18 protein-coding genes are annotated in these 17,193 nt (G+C 69.7%); 5 read left to right on the forward strand and 13 right to left on the reverse strand.

The window, feature by feature from the left end; genetic code table 11:
* Nucleotides 1-13: 13 nt before the first annotated feature.
* From N803_RS02860 to sigE, 3 genes are read right to left on the reverse strand one after another with little or no spacing between them, the layout of a single operon-like run.
* Nucleotides 14-1,528: a S1C family serine protease gene (locus N803_RS02860; RefSeq protein ID WP_084763936.1), complete on the reverse strand. Its 1,515-nt coding sequence runs from the start codon at nt 1,526-1,528 to the stop codon at nt 14-16.
* On the reverse strand, nt 1,525-2,112 hold the full coding sequence (locus tag N803_RS02865; RefSeq protein ID WP_035902399.1) for an anti-sigma factor: 588 nt from the start codon (nt 2,110-2,112) through the stop codon (nt 1,525-1,527). The genes N803_RS02860 and N803_RS02865 overlap by 4 nt, the downstream gene beginning before the upstream one ends.
* The gene (gene sigE, locus N803_RS02870) at nt 2,109-2,792 is read right to left on the reverse strand and encodes an RNA polymerase sigma factor SigE (RefSeq protein ID WP_281174962.1); all 684 of its coding nucleotides are present in this window, start codon (nt 2,790-2,792) and stop codon (nt 2,109-2,111) included. The genes N803_RS02865 and sigE overlap by 4 nt, the downstream gene beginning before the upstream one ends.
* A gap of 69 nt (nt 2,793-2,861) precedes the next feature.
* Between sigE and N803_RS02875 the strand changes: the two genes are divergently transcribed.
* Entirely contained in the window at nt 2,862-3,497 is a 636-nt protein-coding gene (locus N803_RS02875) for an O-methyltransferase (protein ID WP_035902403.1), read from the forward strand.
* Nucleotides 3,498-3,513: 16 nt separating this feature from the next.
* Here the strand turns inward: N803_RS02875 and N803_RS02880 are convergent, their stop codons facing one another.
* The 10 genes from N803_RS02880 to N803_RS02920 form a co-directional block, all read right to left on the reverse strand.
* Nucleotides 3,514-3,879: a hypothetical protein gene (locus N803_RS02880; protein WP_035902404.1), complete on the reverse strand. Its 366-nt coding sequence runs from the start codon at nt 3,877-3,879 to the stop codon at nt 3,514-3,516.
* Complete coding sequence (locus tag N803_RS02885; protein ID WP_035902405.1) at nt 3,876-5,390, reverse strand: leucyl aminopeptidase family protein; 1,515 nt, start codon at nt 5,388-5,390, stop codon at nt 3,876-3,878. The genes N803_RS02880 and N803_RS02885 overlap by 4 nt, the downstream gene beginning before the upstream one ends.
* A 78-nt stretch (nt 5,391-5,468) precedes the next feature.
* Nucleotides 5,469-5,645, reverse strand: coding sequence for a DUF3117 domain-containing protein (locus N803_RS17840; protein ID WP_082569572.1), 177 nt, complete (start codon nt 5,643-5,645; stop codon nt 5,469-5,471).
* Nucleotides 5,646-5,766: 121 nt separating this feature from the next.
* Nucleotides 5,767-6,999 (reverse strand): hypothetical protein, encoded by a 1,233-nt coding sequence (locus N803_RS02890; RefSeq protein WP_211253441.1) that lies wholly within the window; start codon nt 6,997-6,999, stop codon nt 5,767-5,769.
* Nucleotides 6,996-9,092 (reverse strand): hypothetical protein, encoded by a 2,097-nt coding sequence (locus N803_RS02895; protein ID WP_052111645.1) that lies wholly within the window; start codon nt 9,090-9,092, stop codon nt 6,996-6,998. Before N803_RS02895 ends, N803_RS02890 begins: the two co-directional genes overlap by 4 nt.
* A complete protein-coding gene (locus N803_RS02900) occupies nt 9,089-9,508 on the reverse strand; it encodes an SRPBCC family protein (protein ID WP_052111647.1) in 420 nt (139 codons plus the stop codon). Before N803_RS02900 ends, N803_RS02895 begins: the two co-directional genes overlap by 4 nt.
* Nucleotides 9,489-9,797: a hypothetical protein gene (locus N803_RS02905; protein WP_035902406.1), complete on the reverse strand. Its 309-nt coding sequence runs from the start codon at nt 9,795-9,797 to the stop codon at nt 9,489-9,491. The genes N803_RS02900 and N803_RS02905 overlap by 20 nt, the downstream gene beginning before the upstream one ends.
* Nucleotides 9,798-9,826: 29 nt before the next feature.
* Nucleotides 9,827-10,633 (reverse strand): LOG family protein, encoded by an 807-nt coding sequence (locus N803_RS02910; RefSeq protein ID WP_035902407.1) that lies wholly within the window; start codon nt 10,631-10,633, stop codon nt 9,827-9,829.
* Between the two features lie 9 nt (nt 10,634-10,642).
* Nucleotides 10,643-11,725 carry a succinyl-diaminopimelate desuccinylase gene (gene dapE / locus N803_RS02915; protein ID WP_035902408.1) on the reverse strand — a complete coding sequence of 361 codons (1,083 nt, stop codon included), beginning with the start codon at nt 11,723-11,725 and terminating at the stop codon, nt 10,643-10,645.
* Between the two features lie 36 nt (nt 11,726-11,761).
* Nucleotides 11,762-12,226, reverse strand: coding sequence for a barstar family protein (locus tag N803_RS02920; RefSeq protein WP_035902411.1), 465 nt, complete (start codon nt 12,224-12,226; stop codon nt 11,762-11,764).
* A gap of 36 nt (nt 12,227-12,262) precedes the next feature.
* Between N803_RS02920 and dapD the strand changes: the two genes are divergently transcribed.
* From dapD to N803_RS02940, 4 genes are all read left to right on the forward strand, one after another.
* Complete coding sequence (gene dapD, locus N803_RS02925; RefSeq protein WP_035902412.1) at nt 12,263-13,186, forward strand: 2,3,4,5-tetrahydropyridine-2,6-dicarboxylate N-succinyltransferase; 924 nt, start codon at nt 12,263-12,265, stop codon at nt 13,184-13,186.
* On the forward strand, nt 13,186-14,070 hold the full coding sequence (locus tag N803_RS02930; RefSeq protein ID WP_035902415.1) for a hypothetical protein: 885 nt from the start codon (nt 13,186-13,188) through the stop codon (nt 14,068-14,070). The genes dapD and N803_RS02930 overlap by 1 nt, the downstream gene beginning before the upstream one ends.
* Before the next feature lie 52 nt (nt 14,071-14,122).
* Nucleotides 14,123-14,704, forward strand: coding sequence for a TetR/AcrR family transcriptional regulator (locus N803_RS02935; RefSeq protein WP_084763937.1), 582 nt, complete (start codon nt 14,123-14,125; stop codon nt 14,702-14,704).
* Between the two features lie 88 nt (nt 14,705-14,792).
* A complete protein-coding gene (locus N803_RS02940; RefSeq protein WP_035902417.1) occupies nt 14,793-17,144 on the forward strand; it encodes an MMPL family transporter in 2,352 nt (783 codons plus the stop codon).
* The last annotated feature ends 49 nt before the right edge of the window (nt 17,145-17,193 follow it).

A 17,193-nucleotide genomic window follows, 5' to 3' on the forward strand; every position in this document is an offset into this window, starting at 1 on the left:
TGCGCCGGGCGCGTCAGTTGCTTCTGCCCTGGAGCACCATCTTGACATCCCGCGATGCGCCGTCGCGCACCACGGTCAGAGTCACGGTCGATCCGACCGGCTTGGACCGGATCGCGACGACGAGTGCGTCCGGGTCGGCCATGGGTCGGCCCTCGAAAGCGGTGATGACATCGCCGGCCTTGAGGCCCGCCTTGTCGGCCGGTCCACCCGGTGTGACGGCCGGGGTGTCCCCCGAGTCCGTCGCGATCCGCACACCCTCACCCTGGTACTCGCGGTCGAGCAGAACGCCGATGATCGGGTGCTCGGCCTTGCCCGTCCGGATCAGCTGGTCCACGGTGATCTTGACCTGTGCACTGGGGATGGCGAAGCCCACGCCGATGTTGCCGCTCTGGCCACCGATCGCGTTGCCGGCCACCCGCGCGATGGCGGAGTTGATCCCGATGACCCGCCCCTCCATGTCGAGCAGGGGACCGCCCGAGTTGCCGGGGTTGATGGCCGCGTCGGTCTGGATGGCGTTGATGAAGGACTGGTCGTTCGCCTCACCCGGCGTCACCGGTCGGTTGAGAGCGGAGATGATGCCGGTCGTGACCGTCGACTCCAGGCCAAGCGGTGCGCCCACCGCGATGACGGGGTCGCCGACCACGACGGTGGTCGAGTCACCGAGGGGCAACGGCGTGAGGTCGGTGCGGTCCACCTTGAGCACGGCAAGGTCGTAGGAGACATCGCGTCCCACGATCTCGGCCTTGGACTGCTTCCCGTTGGTCAACACGACGGTGATCTCGCCACCGTTCGCAGCGGACGAGACGACGTGGTTGTTGGTGACGATGTGTCCTTTGTCGTCGAGGACCCACCCCGAGCCGGTGCCGTCGCCATCAGCGGCCTCGACCCGAATCGTGACCACGCTGGGGATCGCCTTGGCCGCGATGTTGGCCACGGACCCATCCGGCCGGGTCGTCGCGCCGGGACCCGGCTCCGGGGTCGCCCCCGAGGACACCGGGTCGAAGCCGTCCAGCCGGTCCGAAGACCCGAGCCACCCGCCGAGAAGCCCACCGCCGAGTCCGGCAAGAAGCGCAGTGAGGCCAGCGATGAGGAAGACGGCCAGCCACCCCGGGCCGCGCCGTTCGCGTGCCGGGGCGGCAGCGGGCGTCGACAAGGCATAGGGGTTGGCCGACGGGTCCTGATGGTGTGCGGTCGGTGCGGCGTACGAGCCCGGCGACGCGTAGGGGTTCGAGGTGGCGTGGGGGCCCGACGCGGCATACGGATTCTGTGCAGGAGGCGCGTACGGCGAGGGCGCGGCCTGGGTCGACCGATCCGACGGCTCGTGCGCCCAAGCGGTCCACGCAGTCTGGGCCGACGCCTCGGCCGACTCATCGACAGGGAGCCGCGGGGCCTGCCCCGGAGCCGGCCCGAACTCCTGGGTGCGGCTCAGATCGACCTCCAGAGTACGACTCAGGTCGACCTCCTCCGTGGGCTCGGGGTCGACATGGGGCCGGTCGGCGTCGTCGGGGCGTCCGCTGTCCTCGGTCATGCCCGAGATTCTGCCTCGCACACGACGAGGTTTCGAATGGAGGTGTCACTCACCCAGGTCGTCGACACGGTGCGGACCCGCGCACCGCTGGCGCCACCGGAGGGTGTGGCGACAGCCGGACGCGTCGTGGGCGACGGTCCACCCACCGACGTCACGGTCGTCGTCACCGATCCGGTGCCGGCGAGGGTCAGGGTCCAGGCCACGGCCGCGGTGGCTCCGGCCGCCGCAGTCGCGATGGCAGCCGAGCGGAGCGGGCTGCGGTGCACCGGCGGTGCAGAGGGCGGCACCATCTCCAGGGGTGCACGCTCACGTGGTGCGCGCTCGCTCGTCTGGGCCATGGCCGGTCCGGTCATCGACGATGCGAGCGCGACGAGTTGGGCGTGGAGGCTGCCGGGCATCGAGGGGCACCCCGTGGCGAGGAGCGACTGCAGTCGCCGCTCCCCCGCAACGGCGTGCTGGCAGGCCACGCACGCGATGAGGTGTCGGTCCCACGCGTCGGTGCGCTGCACCGAGAGCTGGCCCGACACGTAGTCGGGGAGCTCGTCGAGGCGGCAGCGCTGCGAGGGACGCGACAGGTGGATCACACGGCACCCCGCGCGGGGGTGAGCACACCGGGGAGGCGGGTGGACGACGTGGTGGGCGCCTGACGAACCTCCGGTGCCCGGTGTGCCAGTGCCTCACGCAGCTGCGCACGGCCACGGTGGATGCGCGAACGCACCGTGCCGAGCTTGATGTCGAGCGTGGCCGCAATCTCCTCGTAGGACAGCCCCTCGATGTCACAGAGGACGACGGCCGCGCGGAAGTCGGGGGCGAGCGAGTCGAGGGCCCGCTGCACGTCGTCGTCGAAGTGGGTGTCCGTGTAGGTCTGCTCGGGACCGGCCTCGCGGCTGGGCAGGCGAGCCGCCGACTCGTCGGACAGAGCGTCGAAGCGGATGCGTTGCTTGCGGCGCATCTTGTCGAGGAAGACGTTGGTCGTGATGCGGTGCAGCCACCCCTCGAAGGTGCCGGGGCGGTAGGTGTGCAGGGACCGGAACACTCGGATGAACACGTCCTGGGTGAGGTCCTCGGCGTCGTGGACGTTGCCCGTCAGGCGGTAGGCCAAGCGGTAGACGCGCGCGGAGTGCTCCTCCACGATCTGCTCCCAGGTCGGCGGCGTCCACTCCCCCGTGGTCGCGCCCGCGTCGGTCGTCATCGTCGTCGTCCCCTGATCGGTGGCCATCTGGCTGTCCATGTCATAGGTGTCTACGCGTCGGACCCGGGAAATGTTCCGGAGTTCCCTGTACGCCCCCTGTGAGTCCGCCCCGACCCCGACGCGCGAGTAGGGTGAACGGCCATGAGCACCCTCAAGCCCGCGAGCTGGTCGTACGCCGAGGACTTCGTTCCCGAGCCCGAGGTGATCGAACAGGCGCGCGCCCGCGGCCTCTCGTTCGAGGCCGCCACGCCGGTGGGGACCGGTGCAGGAGCCACCCTGCGATTGCTGACGGCCGCCATCGGCGCCAAGCACGTCATCGAGGTGGGCACGGGTGCCGGCACGTCAGGGTTGTGGCTCCTCGCCGGGATGCCCCAGGACGGCGTCCTCACGACGATCGACATCTCCCCGGAGCACCAGACGGCCGCGCGCGAGGCCTACGCCGCGGCCGGCTATCCGACACAGCGCACCCGGGTCATCTCCGGCCGAGCGACGGACGTGCTGCCCCGCATGACCGACGGCGCCTACGACATGGTGCTCATCGACGCGGACAAGGCGAGCTACCCGGCATACGTCGAGCATGGAATTCGGCTCCTGCGCAGCGGAGGCGTCCTGGCCCTCGACAACATGCTGTGGCACGACAAGGTGGCCGACCCGGCGGCACGCGACGCCGAGACGACGACGCTGCGCGACCTCGGCAAGTCACTGCGCGACAACGACGAACTGCTGCCCGCGCTCCTGCCGGTGAGCGACGGACTGTTCATCGCCGTCAAGCGCTGAACGCCCCCTGAACGCTCTAGGCGTGGGCGTCGACCTTCGGGCCGGCGCCGCGACGGAACCCAGCAGGCCCCTCTGCGATGCCCACGACCTCGAACTCCTCCACGAAGACGGGTGACGAGCCGATGAGTTCGGAGCCCTTCGACTCGGCCGCCGTCGCCTCGAACTCCTCGCGGAAGACCTTGCGCTCCTGCTCGCTGTCGAAGACGTAGGTGCCCTCGAACCACTCGCCCTCACGCATGCGCCAGACCTTGAAGGCGAGCCCGTCAAGGAACATGAAGCGGGCGATCGAGGTGCCCACGACATATTCACGCAGCCGATCCGGCGCGTCCTCGGGGGCGTTCTCGAGCGACCAGCGCACAGCCAGTCCGTATCCGGCGTTCATCGCAGACCTTCCAACCATCGCAACAGGAGTCGAGCACCGAACCCCGTTCCACCCTTGCCGTGGATTCCGGAGTCGACATCGGAACGGCCGGGGCCGGCGATGTCGAGATGGGCCCAACGACGGTCCCCGACGAACTCGCGCAGGAACAGCGCCGCGGTGATCGACCCACCTCCGACCGAAGGTCCGATGTGGTTGATGTCGGCCACGTCGGACTCCAGTGCCCGACGGTAGGCCCGCACGAGCGGGAAGGGCCACAGCGTCTCACCTGCTGTCTCACCGGCCTCCCGCAACTGGACGGACAGGTCGTCGTCCGTGGCATAGACCGGAGCCATCGAGCGGGCCAGCGCCACCCGCGCCGCACCGGTGAGCGTGGCGATGTCGATGACCACATCGGGGTCGAGCTCGGCATCGGCGTAGGCGAGCGCGTCCGCCAGGACGATGCGTCCCTCGGCGTCCGTGTTGCCGATTTCCGTCGTCGTCCCACCGAAGTGCGTCACGACGTCACCCGGCCGGTATGCCGCGCCGCTGACCATGTTCTCGGCGAGAGCGAGGAGTCCGGTCACCTTGACCGGAACGGCCAGGTCACGGCACGCGGCGAGCACCGCCAGGACGATGGCGGAGCCCGACATGTCGGTCTTCATCGCGAGCATGCCCTCGGCCGGCTTGACCTGGAGACCGCCCGAGTCGAACGTGATGCCCTTGCCGACGATGACCACGTGGGGAGTGTCTGCACCGGCACCCTCCGGGGTGTAGCCGAGCTGGACCAGGCGAGGTGGCGTCCCGGACCCGCCCCCCACCGCGAGGAGTCCGCCGAATCCGCCTGCGGCCAGGGACTTCTCGTCCCAGACCCGCACTTCGAGACCGTGCCGGGACGCAGCGGTCCGTGCCTGCCGCGCCATCCAGCCCGGGTTCTTGATGTTGGACGGAGTGTTGGCGAGGTTGCGCGCGATGATCGTCGCCCTGGCTCGGGAGACGGCGCGGGTGACCACGTCCTCCTCCACGTCGATGGCCACGATCGACGTGGCGACCGTCGTGCCGGGGACCCATCCGTCGTTCGTGAGGCGAGCCGGTGCCCAGCCGCCCAGGACGGCCCCCTCGACGAAGGCTGCTTGGCCGGCTTCATCCGCCGACGGCGTCAGGAGGACGACCTGTGCGCGGCCGCGAGTGGCCCGGCCGGAGGCCGCGCCCGCCAGACGCAGGCCACCAGGTGTCCCGTCGCCGAGACCGACGAGCACGAGGGCGCGGGCGGCGTGCAGACCCGCGGGGAGTCGGACCACCGTCGACGCCCCCACGGACGTCGCCGGCTCGTGCGTCGCCACCAGCTCGTCGGGATCGAAGCCGGCCGCCTCCAGTGCGGAGCGGACACCTGTCCCCCACGGGTCACCACCGGGTGAGACACCCAGGACCAGCGCGAGGTCGGACGGATCGAGGTCAGCCAGCACATCGGCGAGCGGACCGTCGGCAGCGGACCAGGTGGGCAGCAGGGGGGCGAGGAGATCTTCGACAGGCACGTCCCCGACCCTACCCACCGACGCGAGAGGGCCCCCGCTCGATGGCGGGGGCCCTCTCGTCACGTCAGGATCTGACGGTCACTTCTTCAGCGCTTCGCAGTCGTCGATGGCCTGACCCAACGCCCGCACCTCGTCCGGAGTCATCTCGACGACGAGACGGCCACCACCCTCCAGGGGCATGCGGAGCACGATGCCGCGACCCTCCTTGGTGACCTCGAGAGGGCCGTCGCCCGTCCTGGGCTTCATTGCCGCCATGGGTGTTCCCTTCGTTGCCGCGGCGCACAGTCGTGCGTCACGTGTTCGCGTCCCGGCGTTGGCGCACCGGTGTCCCGAACCATTATTCCTGCCTCGTCGGGAGGAACGAAATCCGGGTGCCTCACGGAGGCCGCGATCCCCACGGCGTGTAGGTCAACAGTGCACAGGTCCACCACACCAACCCACCGATGATCGGCACGAGCAGGATGGCGACCCGCCGTCGCCAGTGCCCAACGATGCTCTCGCCCGTCGACGTGCGCATCGCCACGCTCGCGAGCAGCGCCGCGATCGGGAAGTCGAGGAGCAGAAATCTCCACATGCTCGTGATCGGCCGGACGACGGCGAAGAGGTAGAGCGGGTAGGCCACGGCCCACGCCCGCACCTCCACCGGGATCCATCGTCCGTGTCGTCCGAGGATGAGCGCGAGGTAGGTGCCGCACAGCGCGACGAGAACGACCACGCCCAGAAGCCCGTGTGCACTCCACGCCCAGTCGAGCCACAGCACGAACGGCCCCGACGCAGGCTTCTGCCCCCACGCCTCCTGGACCTGGAAGAAGGCCGTCGGGATGCCGCTCACGACACCGGCGAACACCGGCCAGGCGATCCCGGACAGCCCGGTCACGACGAGCATCACCGCCGCCGAGAGTCGCTGCCCACGCAACGGCGCCACGCCGGCGGCGCGGTCCTCCCGCACCCGCACCACGAGGTGGATGAGTGCGGCACACCCCATCGCGGCAGCCACACCCCGGGTGAGGCCGAGCGGCAGCGCGAGAAGGGCGACAACGGCATACCGTCGCCTCATCAGGTACAGCAGCGAGGCGGCCACGAGCACGACCGCGAGCGGCTCGGTGTAGGGCTTGAGCATGACCCCGGTGGCCGGATAGAAGCACCAGAGGCACGCGGCGACGAGGGCCAGACGTTGGCGTCCGGGCTGGGGCTCGGCGTGCAGGCCGTGCCGGAACAACGCCCACACGAGGAGCGCCGCAACGCCACCGAGCACGACATTGAGGCCCACGGCTCCGACGGTGAACGGGATCCCGAGCGCCATGAGTGGGCGCACCAGGAAGGGGAACAAGGGATAGAAGGCCCACGCGCTGTAGGTGAGTCGTCCGGTGACCGGGTCAGCGGGGAGCGGAACCGGATAGCCCTGTGTCGCAACCGTTTCGTACCACTCGCCGTCCCACAACCCGATGAGGTCACCGACCGTCGGATCGAGGTGACCGACCCCCGCCGGGTTCTGGAACCACGTCGCTGCGATCCACAGGGCACCGAGCGCGACGAGTCGGGAGGCCACATAGACGATCAGGATCGCCCGGATGGGATGGTCGAGGGCGCGCCGCCCCAGCGCCGTCATCCGCGCAGTCCTCGCACGTCCCACACGAAGACGTCCTCGACCTGGGTCGGCTCCCCGAGGACCGTCGCGAGGGACTCGCGCAACGCGGTCGTCTCGGGCCGCGTCGGCAGCACGACAGCGTCGGTGCGCCACGCTCGGAGGTCGTCCTCGAACTGCTGACGTTGAGTGGCCGAAGCCGGCATCACGGCGTTCGCGGCATTGACGTCGTAGAGCCACAGCGACAGGGCACGACGCCGCGCGCCGTACTGACCGCCGCGGTCCTCCTGCCCGTTGGGTCCGACGAAGTAGCCCTCGACCAGAGGGAACGCCATCGTGTCCGCCGCGAGCTGCCAGTCGAACGCGCGGGCGTCGACGATGTCCGGGGGTGGCACGGCCAGCACCGAGCCGCCGTGCGTCCAGTCCCGCCAGGCGTCCCCGGTGAAGAACGTCGGCACGGTCGGACGCGGATCCACCTGAAGGGGAGTGGGCAGGACGGGGAGCAGCGCGACGACAGCAGCGGCCGTGGCAATCCACCCACCGACACGCGGCCACCGATCGTCCCCTGACTCGGCGGCTGCTGCGGCCGACAACGGGGAGGCCTTCATCGCGGCGTCGATCCCGATGGCGAGCAGCCCGCCGATCGCCGGGATGGCGATCATGGCGAACCGGGTCGGCAGGACGTTCTCGAGGACGGGGAGTTCGTCGAGAAGCGACCACAGCGCAGGAATGCCGGTCGGTTGCCCGTGGAGCAGGACCTCCTCCCCCAGCGAGAGCCACGACGTCACGAGGACGACCGCCGCGAGCGCCCGCACGACCGGGCGTCGGAAGAGGGCGACGGCAATGACGACGGTGAGTACGAGGAGTGGCACCCCGAAGAAGGCGTTCTCCTCGGTCCGGTTCATCGACAGCGCCGCCGATGCCCACGGGTCGGCTCCGAAGGTGCGGGTCGCCCGACCCCACAGGGCGGCGAGGTCGTTGCCCCCGGGCGGGTGGTAGATCGAGGTGTAGCTCTGCGGCCCGAAGAACTGCCACCACAGCGGGAGCGCGACGACTGCGAGGCACAGGGCTGCTCCGATGCCGACGCCGGGCAGCAGACGGACGAGGTGGATCCGTCGGTGGAGCGCGAGCACGACGCCGGCCATGCCCATGCCGATCGCGGCGAGCAGCAGCGGCTCCTCGCCGATGAACAGTTGCCAGGTGACGAGCAGGCCCAGGACGACACCGTCCCGAACCCTCCGTCGGCCGCTCGCGAGCAGGAGGACACGGTCGACGATGACCGGGATGAGCACGAGGAAGATGAAGTTGGGGTGGCCGTTGGCGTGCGACACCATCGCCGGTGCGAACCCGGTGAACCAGCCGCCGATGGCGGACGCGGTGCGCCCCAGTCCTCGACGACGCAGGAACCAGAACCACGCCGCAGCGGTGCCCGCGAGACCGAGGAGCTCGACGACGAAGAAGGTCACGTGGGCGCTCGTCGCCAGAGTGAGTGGCGCGAGGGGCAGGCCGAGACCCGTGACGGCCGCATTGGCCATGAGGTTCACGCCGTCGGGGAAGTTCTGGCGGTCGCTGAAGAGCGGATTCGAGAAGCTCGCGACGTTGTGCGCCGACGCACCGAAGTACCACTCGAACGCCTGGTGGTCCTGCACGCCCTGCGAGAGGTAGCCCGTGGACACGCGACCGACGAGCCCCGACAGCACGTGCAGCGCCGTCCCGAGATAGACGGCCAGAACGAGGAGGTCGGGCCAGCGCCACGACACCCGTGTGGTCGTGATCGCGTCTCTCTCACCGGTTTTCGGCGTATGCCGTCCGCTCACCTCCTCTGCGCCCGTTTCCTGCGCAGTGGCCACCTCCGCCACGTCCGCCAACTCGACCGGCTCGCCGTCAGAGGTCGGGATGGGGGGCGCGGGGAGAAGATTCGAGCCGCCGCGAAGAAGGGCGTCATTGGCCGCGATCTGGGCGTCCAGGCGCCCGAGAACCTCGTCGACCCGGTCGGGTGGATAGCCCACGAACTGCAGCCGGAACTCGCCGTGGTCCGGGTGTCGCCGCGCGAGGAACCACGCCAAGGTGCCGGCGACGAGCAGGACCGGAACGCTCAGGATGAGGGCCCAGGTCATCGCGTCACCGTGGCGATGCGGCGGACGACGGGCCCGAAGAGGAGAGGCCCGACGACGTCGCCGACACGACGGGTCAGCGGAGACAGCAGCTTCCCGCCGAACCACAGCTCCTCGGTCCAGGTCAGTCGCGAGCCGGCACCGGACGGCGAGACGACGCCCTCGGCCCAGCCGTGGATCGGGCCGGTCTTGTGCACCCGCCAGCGCAACGGCGGCTCCCACTCGGCCACGACCATCGAGTCATCGAGGCGGACCGGGCCGAGCGTGGTTCGGACCGTGAAGGACCAGCCCTCGTGGGGCTCCCCGCCGTCCGTCCTCGTCGTGGTGAGAGGCACGGTGGCCGTGTGAGCGCCGAAGTCGACCGCCCGGGCCCAGAGTTCGGCCGGCGTCAGGGAGGACTCACCCGTGACCGTGAACATCGTCGGGCACCTCCACGTCGACGCGGCGGGTGAGTGCCTCCTCCTGCTCGGCCAGCCGGTCACGTCGCTCCTGGAGGGCGACGTCGACGGCGGCGGGCTCGTAGCCGTAGGCAGCGGTTCCGAGCGCCAGCTGGTCGACGTCACCGGCGGTGAGTTGCTCCGGCAGTTCCAGGGGCGGCTTCGAGGACGTCGCCTCGGCCATCCCGGCGAGGTCGAGTCGATCGGTCGCGACGAGAACCGTCACCGTGATGACGGTGACGGCGAGGAGTCCGAGGGCAACCCACTGCACGCGTCGATCCTAGGGTTCGTGGCCGAGGGTCACTCGGCGTGTGTGCCGGAACCCTCGGGTGCGTCGACCTCCCGTCCGCGATCGGCGGCGAGGATCGTGCCCACGGCCTCGTCGACATCGTCGGTGAGCGTGATGAGGTCGAGGTCCTTGGCGCTGATCGTTCCGGCGCCGAGGGCAGCGGACTTCAGCCAGTCGATCAGGCCCTGCCAATAGGTCGTTCCCATGAGGACGATGGGGAACGACGTCACCTTCTGGGTCTGCACGAGCGTGATGGCCTCGAAGAGCTCGTCGAGCGTGCCGAAGCCGCCGGGCAGGACGATGAAGCCCTGCGCGTACTTGACGAACATCGTCTTGCGGGCGAAGAAGTAGCGGAAGTTCACGCCCAGGTCGACGTACTCGTTGAGACCGGTCTCGAAGGGCAACTCGATCCCGAGCCCGACCGAGGTTCCACCCGCGCCGCAGGCACCCTTGTTGGCCGCCTCCATGGCGCCGGGTCCGCCACCGGTGATCACGGCATACCCGGCGTGGACGAGAGCCGCGCCGACGCGCTCACCGAGCGCATAGGTGGGGTCGTCCGCCTTGGTCCGGGCCGAGCCGAAGACGCTCACGGCCGGCCCGAGTTCGGCCAACGCGCCGAATCCCTCGACGAACTCGGACTGGATCCGCATCACGCGCCACGGGTCGGTGTGGACCCAGTCCGCCGGACCGCGGCTGTCGAGCAGGCGCTGGTCGGTCGTCGAGTCGGGCACCTTGGAGCGCCGCATGACAACGGGACCCTTGTAGTAGTCCTGCGTCGCGTCCCAGGGCTGTGGTGCGTCCTGCGCTGCATCAGTCACGGTGCCAACCTAGGCCAGCCACCTGAGCATGGCCGCCTCTGAGGACTGGAGCTGGTCGATCGGGCATCGTTCCTCGTCGTGGTGGGCGAGGTTGGGGTCGCCCGGTCCGAAGTTCACGGCCGGGACGCCCATCGCCTGGAAGCGGGCGACGTCGGTCCACCCCTGCTTCGCGATGACGTCGACGCCGAGGGCCTCGACGAACGCACGGGCTGCCGGCAGGTCGAGCCCGGGTCGCGCGCCGCCGGCGTTGTCGGTCACGGCGAAGGTCAGGCCGTCGAAGACCTCGTGCATGTGCGCCACCGCCTCCTCCTCGCTGCGATCGGGGGCGTAGCGGTAGTTGACGGTCACCGTGCAGCGGTCGGGAATGACGTTGCCGGCGATGCCGCCGCTGATGCCGACGGCGTTGAGCGCCTCGCGATACTCGAGCCCGTCGACCTCGACCGTCCGGGTCTCGTAGGCCGTGAGGCGGGTCAGGATCTCGGCCGCGTCGTGGATGGCGTTGTGGCCGTTCCACGGGCGGGCCGAGTGCGCCGCCGCACCCTTGGTGGTGAGGTCGATGCGGAGAGTTCCCTTGCACCCGCCCTCGATGATCGCCCCCGTCGGCTCGAGCAGCACGGCGAAGTCGGCGTCCTCGATGAGGTCGGGGCGCTGCTGCTGGATGTGGAGGAGGCCGTTGTGCTCGCTCTCGATCTCCTCACCTTCGTAGAACACGTAGGTGACGTCGCGGCTCGGCACGGGAACCGTTGCGGCGAGCCGGAGTTGGACGGCGACGCCACCCTTCATGTCGACGGTGCCGCGGCCCCACAGGACCTCTCCCTCGCCGTCACCGCCGGGCAGGCGACGGGTCGGCAGGTTCGGCGGATCGGTGAGGGGGACGGTGTCGATGTGCCCCGCGAGGACGACGCGTTCGTCGTGTCCGAACTCGGTCCGGGCCACGACCGTGTTGCCGATCCGGGTCACCGTGAGGTGCTCGAGCGGTCGCAGGGCCTCTTCGATCGCGTCGGCGATCGTCGCCTCCCCCAGGCTCACGGACACGATGTCGCAGAGGGCTGCAGTGAGGGTGACAACGTCGGAAGTGAGGTCGAGCGGCATACGCGAAACCCTACCGACGGAGGGTGAGCGCCGCGGTCAGGTGGGCCGGTCGAAGTCGGCACCACGACCGACCGCGAAGACGTCCAGCGTGATCTCGGCCGGGTTGCGCGGATTGAGGGTCGGCATGTCCCCCACCTTGCACTCGAGCAGTCCCCACATCATCTCGGCCGTGCTCGCCGGTGCCGCTGCCGCAGCGATGTCGAGATCCTTCCAGATCACGGCGAGGCGTATGCCGTCATGCCGAGTCACCCAGTGCCCGAAGGCGTCGTTGAACGCGTCCCAGTTCGGACCGGCCCACTCGGGCAGGTCGAAGACCTCGTGCAGGTGGGCGTGGGCCTCCGCGCGAGTCGTCATCCGCGCGCCCTCGAGCACGACCCGCTCGTAGTCCCACCTGTCGAGGAAGGCGTCGAGTTCTGGCTCGACGTCGGAGTGCACTCGCCACAGCGGACCGGAGGTCAGCCACGGCAACTCCGTCCGGATCGGGGGTCGCGGGAAGGGCATGCAGGAAGCCTAGGTGCGGGCCCTAGGCTTGGCGTCATGACTGCGCGCACCGCTCACGGCTTCGGCCTGCTCACCCTTCATGGCGACAGCGTCCTCGACGCCTGGTTCCCGGCCCCTGCGCTGGGTGAGGTGGGCGACGCGCAGGAGCCCGAGGGTCTGGGCGCGCTGGCCGTGGCCGACGAGGCGCGCGGCGTGACTCGGGAGGTCCGCCAGGTCGAGATCGACCTCGATGCAGCGCCTGTCGACGCCGCAGACGCCTGGTTGCGCCTGCACCTGCTGTCGCACCGTCTTGTCACGCCCAACTCGATCTCCCTCGACGGTCTCTTCGGTGCGCTCACCAATGTCGTGTGGACGAGTCAGGGCCCGTGCGCGGTCGAGGGTTTCGAGCTGACGCGTCTCGGGCTGTTGGCCCGCGGTCCGCTGCAGGTCTTCGGCATCGACAAGTTCCCGCGGATGACCGACTATGTCGTGCCGTCAGGTGTGCGCATCGCCGATGCCGACCGTGTGCGTCTGGGAGCCCACCTCGCCAGCGGGACGACCGTGATGCACGAGGGTTTCGTGAACTTCAACGCCGGGACACTCGGCGCCTCGATGGTGGAGGGCCGCATCTCCCAGGGCGTCGTCGTGGGTGATGGCTCCGACATCGGCGGCGGCGCCTCGACGATGGGCACCCTCTCCGGCGGCGGCACCGAACGGGTCTCCATCGGTGAGCGTTGCCTGCTGGGTGCCGAGTCGGGCCTCGGCATCGCCCTCGGCGACGACTGCGTGATCGAGGCGGGGCTCTACGTCACGGCCGGCACCAAGGTGACCCTGCCCGACGGCAAGGTGACCAAGGCCAGCGAGCTGTCCGGCCAGTCCAACCTGCTCTTCCTCCGCAACTCCGTCACCGGTGCGGTCGAGGCCCGCCCTCGTGACGGCCACGGCATCGTGCTGAACTCCGCGCTCCACGCGAACGACTGATGCGATCGACCCGCGGTGGGATCACCCTTGCCGAGGAGCAGCCCCCGCGGGGTGGCCCTCGGTGGATCGCGCGCGGGATCATCCTCTCGCTCGTCGCCCTCGTCGGGCTCGGCGCATGGTTCGGTGGGCGGAGCCTGGTGCTCGGCGTGCTCGGCCCGCGGTGCCAGGCCACCGCTGCGGGCAACTCGGTCGACTTCGACCCCGAACAAATGAGCAACGCGGCGACGATCACGGCCATCGCACTCAAGCGGGGGCTGCCCGCGCGGGCGGCGACCATCGCCCTCGCGACCGCCATCCAGGAGTCCAAGCTGCGCAACATCCGCTACGGCGACCGGGACTCCGTTGGCCTGTTCCAGCAGCGACCGTCACAGGGGTGGGGCACCGTCGAGGAGATCCTCGACCCGGAGTACTCCACCAACAAGTTCTATGACGCCCTGGTCAAGGTCGATGACTGGGAGAGCGCCACGATCACCGTCGTGGCCCAGAAGGTCCAGCGCAGTGCGTACCCCGAGGCCTATGCCGACCACGAGCAGGAGGGCCGCATCCTCGCCTCGACCCTCGCGGGCCACTCACCCCGGGGGTTCGGGTGCCGGCTCGACGACCCCCAGGGCGAGGCCGACGTGGCCATGGTCGAGCGACTGCTCACCAATGAGTACGACCTCAAGGCCGCCGGTGGGGACGGCACCCTCACGGTCACCGCACCGAGCGACCAGTTCGCGTGGTCGATCGCCGCATGGTCGGTGGCCAAGGCCGTGGACACCGGCATCACCGGCGTGACCGTCAGCGATCGCCGCTGGACCCGCAGCCGCGACTCCGACGCCTGGACGTGGCAGACGACCGACTCCCCCGCGGGCACCCGACAGGTCGTCCTCCACCTCACCTGAGCCACACCACTCCGAATTTGCACTTTGGAGCCATAAAGTGCACTCTTGCACTATGGCCACTCAGAGTGCAACGTCCCGTCGAGAGCAAACCGCTCGTCGGATCTCGCGCTGCGCCCAGGAATTGGCCATCGAGCACGGCTTCGACGGGTTCACCCTGGAAGAGCTCGCCGACCGGGCCGGAGTGTCGCGGCGAACCCTGTTCAACTACTTCCCCGGCAAGGAAGCGGCCGTCCTCGACAGCCCTGACTGCATCGGTCAGGACGACCTCGCGGTCTTCGTCGCAGGCGGCCCCGATGGCCACCTGCTGCGCGACCTCGGCCACCTCGTCGTGAGGATCCACACCCGCGAGGAACCCACCCACGAGGACTGGCACCGCATCCACGCTCTCTTCGAACGCAACCCGAGGCTCATCACGGTCGCCAAGGAACGCTTCGAAGGCATGGTGGCCCAGGTCCGCGAGGCCATCGAAGAGCGCGAGGATCTGCCGCCCGGCCACGATCGCGCCCGGGTGGCCGTCGCCCTCATCGTCGGTCTCTTCCACAACGCGATGTCCACGTTCCTCCTCGACGAGGACCGCGACTTCCCCACCGACTTCATGGCTGGTGTCGACGAAGCCATCCGCCTCCTCGCCTGAACCGACCGCATCCCGCACGCGCACCAACCGTGCGCGGTCGTCGACGGCTCTACCACCCACACCACTCCACCAAGGGAGCAGCTTCGCCATGGCGACGTACCTGTATCGACTCGGCCGAACGGCATACCGCCGTTGGCCGTACTTCATCGCGGCCTGGCTCGTCGCGCTCGTCGCCATCGGCGGCGTGGCGACGACGATCTCCAAGCCGATGATCGACAAGTTCTCCATCCCCGGCATCCCCTCCGAGCAGGCGCAGCAGCTCCAGCAGGAACTGTTCCCGCAGACCGGTGACGCGTTCGACCAGGCGACCGCCACGGTCGTCGTCGCGGCACCGGAGGGTCAGAAACTGTCCGACCCCACGAACGCCGCTGCCGTCGACGCCCTCATCGCCGACCTCCGGGCCGTGCCGCAGATGCCGGCCGAAGGCACCCCCGGCGTGGCCCAACTCGTGAGTCCCGTCGCGGCTGCGGCCGGGCAGCGCGAGCAGATGCTCGCCGCAGCCGCGAAGCAGGGCACCCCTGCGGCACAGGCCGAGGCCAACGCCGCCGCCCTGTCGCCACTGAGCGCCGACGGCCGCATCGGCACGATGTCGTGGACCTTCGACGTCGCCACCATCACCGACGTCGAACCGGCCACGCAGGACGCCGTCCTCGCCGCCCTCGACACCGCGCGCGAGAAGGGCCTGACGGCCGAGGTCAACGGGGCGGGCATGCAGAGCTTCGCCCCGCCGGGTGGGACGTCCGAACTCATCGGCATCGCCATAGCCGCGCTCGTCCTCATCCTCACCTTCGGCTCGCTCGTCGCCGCGGGCCTGCCGCTGATCACCGCCGTGATCGGAGTGGGCATCGGCTCGCTGCTCGTCGTGGGCGCCACCGCGTTCTGGGACCTCGGCACGATGACTCCGACCCTGGCCACGATGCTCGGACTCGCCGTCGGCATCGACTACGCCCTGTTCATCCTCAGCCGCTACCGCAGCGAACTGCGCCACACCGACGACCGAGCCGAAGCCGCGGGCCGGGCCCTCGGCACCGCCGGGTCGGCCGTGGTCTTCGCTGGTCTCACCGTGATCATCGCCCTGTCGGCGCTCTCGCTCGTCCAGATCCCGTTCCTCACGACCATGGGCCTCGCCGCGGCCGTCACCGTCTTCATCGCCGTCCTCATCGCTCTCACCCTGACGCCGGCCATCCTCGGCCTGCTCAAGGGCAAGGCCTTCGCCGGTCGCGCCCGCAAGGAGAAGTCCGACGAGGGCGAGGTCGTCAACAACGGGGTCCGCTGGGCACGACTCATCGGGCGCGCCCCCGCCGTGGTCGCCGTTCTCGCCATCGTCGTGCTCGGCGCACTCGCCATCCCGATGAAGGACATGCACCTCGCCCTGCCCTCCGACTCCACCTCGCCCGTGGAGACGACTCAGCGCAAGGCCGCGGACCTCATGACCGAGGCATTCGGGGCCGGTCGCCAGGGGCCACTCGTGCTCGTCGTCGACGGGCGCGAGGTGTCCGACCCCGCTGCCCGCCCCGCGGCATACGGCGAAGTGGTGCAGTGGGCTGCCGGCCAGGGCGACGTCGCCAACGCCCAGATCGTGGGGATGAACGAGAACGGGACCGGCGCCCAGATCCTCATCACGCCGCAGAGCGGGCCCGACGACGAAGCCACATTGACGCTCCTCGAGGACCTGCGCAGCACGAGCGCCGACATCGAGGCGCGCACCGGCACCACCGTCGGCGTCACGGGCCTCACCGCCATCCAGACCGACGTGTCGGAGAAGCTGCAGAGTGCGCTGCTCCCCTATTTGGCCGTCGTCGTGGGTCTGGCCTTCGTCCTGCTGATGATCGTGTTCCGCTCGATCCTCGTGCCCCTCACGGCCACCCTCGGGTTCCTCCTGTCCGTGCTGGCCACGCTGGGTGCCACCGTCCTCGTCTTCCAAGAGGGCGTGGGTGGATTCTTCGATGGCGCACCGCTCATGAGCTTCATGCCGATCCTCGTCATCGGGATCGTCTTCGGGCTCGCCATGGACTACCAGGTGTTCCTGGTGACCCGGATGCGTGAGGCATTCGTCCACGGCGACAGCGCCCGTGACGCCGTCCTCGACGGGTTCCGTCACGGCGCCCGGGTCGTCGCGGCCGCGGCCGCCATCATGATCTCGGTCTTCGCCGCCTTCATGCTCCAGGACGAGCCGCTCATCCAGTCGATCGGTTTCGCCCTCGCGGCAGCCGTCTTCTTCGATGCGGTCATCGTCCGCATGACGCTCATCCCGGCGCTCATGTACCTCATGGGCGACAAGGCGTGGTGGCTTCCGCGGTGGCTCGACCGGATCCTCCCCGATGTCGACGTCGAGGGCGAGAAGCTCGGACGCCCGGGGCAGACGCCCGCCTCGGAGACGTTCGGGGGCATCGACGAGCCGGCTGAGCGCGAGCTCGTCGGGGCGGGTCGAACGGACTGAACCAACGGACACAGGTATGCCGGCCGCGGACTTTCGCGGCCGGCATACC

It is taken from the genome of Knoellia subterranea KCTC 19937 (assembly GCF_000768685.1).
GTDB classification, from domain to species: domain Bacteria; phylum Actinomycetota; class Actinomycetes; order Actinomycetales; family Dermatophilaceae; genus Knoellia; species Knoellia subterranea.

Excerpts from the sequence above, each read along its gene's own strand:
- N803_RS02860 (WP_084763936.1), bottom strand. The coding sequence starts at position 1,528 with ATGACCGAGGACAGCGGACGCCCCGACGACGCCGACCGGCCCCATGTC.
- N803_RS02875 (WP_035902403.1), top strand. The coding sequence starts at position 2,862 with ATGAGCACCCTCAAGCCCGCGAGCTGGTCGTACGCCGAGGACTTCGTT.
- N803_RS02880 (WP_035902404.1), bottom strand. The coding sequence starts at position 3,879 with ATGAACGCCGGATACGGACTGGCTGTGCGCTGGTCGCTCGAGAACGCC.
- N803_RS17840 (WP_082569572.1), bottom strand. The coding sequence starts at position 5,645 with ATGGCGGCAATGAAGCCCAGGACGGGCGACGGCCCTCTCGAGGTCACC.
- N803_RS02890 (WP_211253441.1), bottom strand. The coding sequence starts at position 6,999 with ATGACGGCGCTGGGGCGGCGCGCCCTCGACCATCCCATCCGGGCGATC.
- N803_RS02895 (WP_052111645.1), bottom strand. The coding sequence starts at position 9,092 with ATGACCTGGGCCCTCATCCTGAGCGTTCCGGTCCTGCTCGTCGCCGGC.
- N803_RS02900 (WP_052111647.1), bottom strand. The coding sequence starts at position 9,508 with ATGTTCACGGTCACGGGTGAGTCCTCCCTGACGCCGGCCGAACTCTGG.
- dapE (WP_035902408.1), bottom strand. The coding sequence starts at position 11,725 with ATGCCGCTCGACCTCACTTCCGACGTTGTCACCCTCACTGCAGCCCTC.
- N803_RS02920 (WP_035902411.1), bottom strand. The coding sequence starts at position 12,226 with ATGCCCTTCCCGCGACCCCCGATCCGGACGGAGTTGCCGTGGCTGACC.
- dapD (WP_035902412.1), top strand. The coding sequence starts at position 12,263 with ATGACTGCGCGCACCGCTCACGGCTTCGGCCTGCTCACCCTTCATGGC.
- N803_RS02930 (WP_035902415.1), top strand. The coding sequence starts at position 13,186 with ATGCGATCGACCCGCGGTGGGATCACCCTTGCCGAGGAGCAGCCCCCG.
- N803_RS02935 (WP_084763937.1), top strand. The coding sequence starts at position 14,123 with ATGGCCACTCAGAGTGCAACGTCCCGTCGAGAGCAAACCGCTCGTCGG.
- N803_RS02940 (WP_035902417.1), top strand. The coding sequence starts at position 14,793 with ATGGCGACGTACCTGTATCGACTCGGCCGAACGGCATACCGCCGTTGG.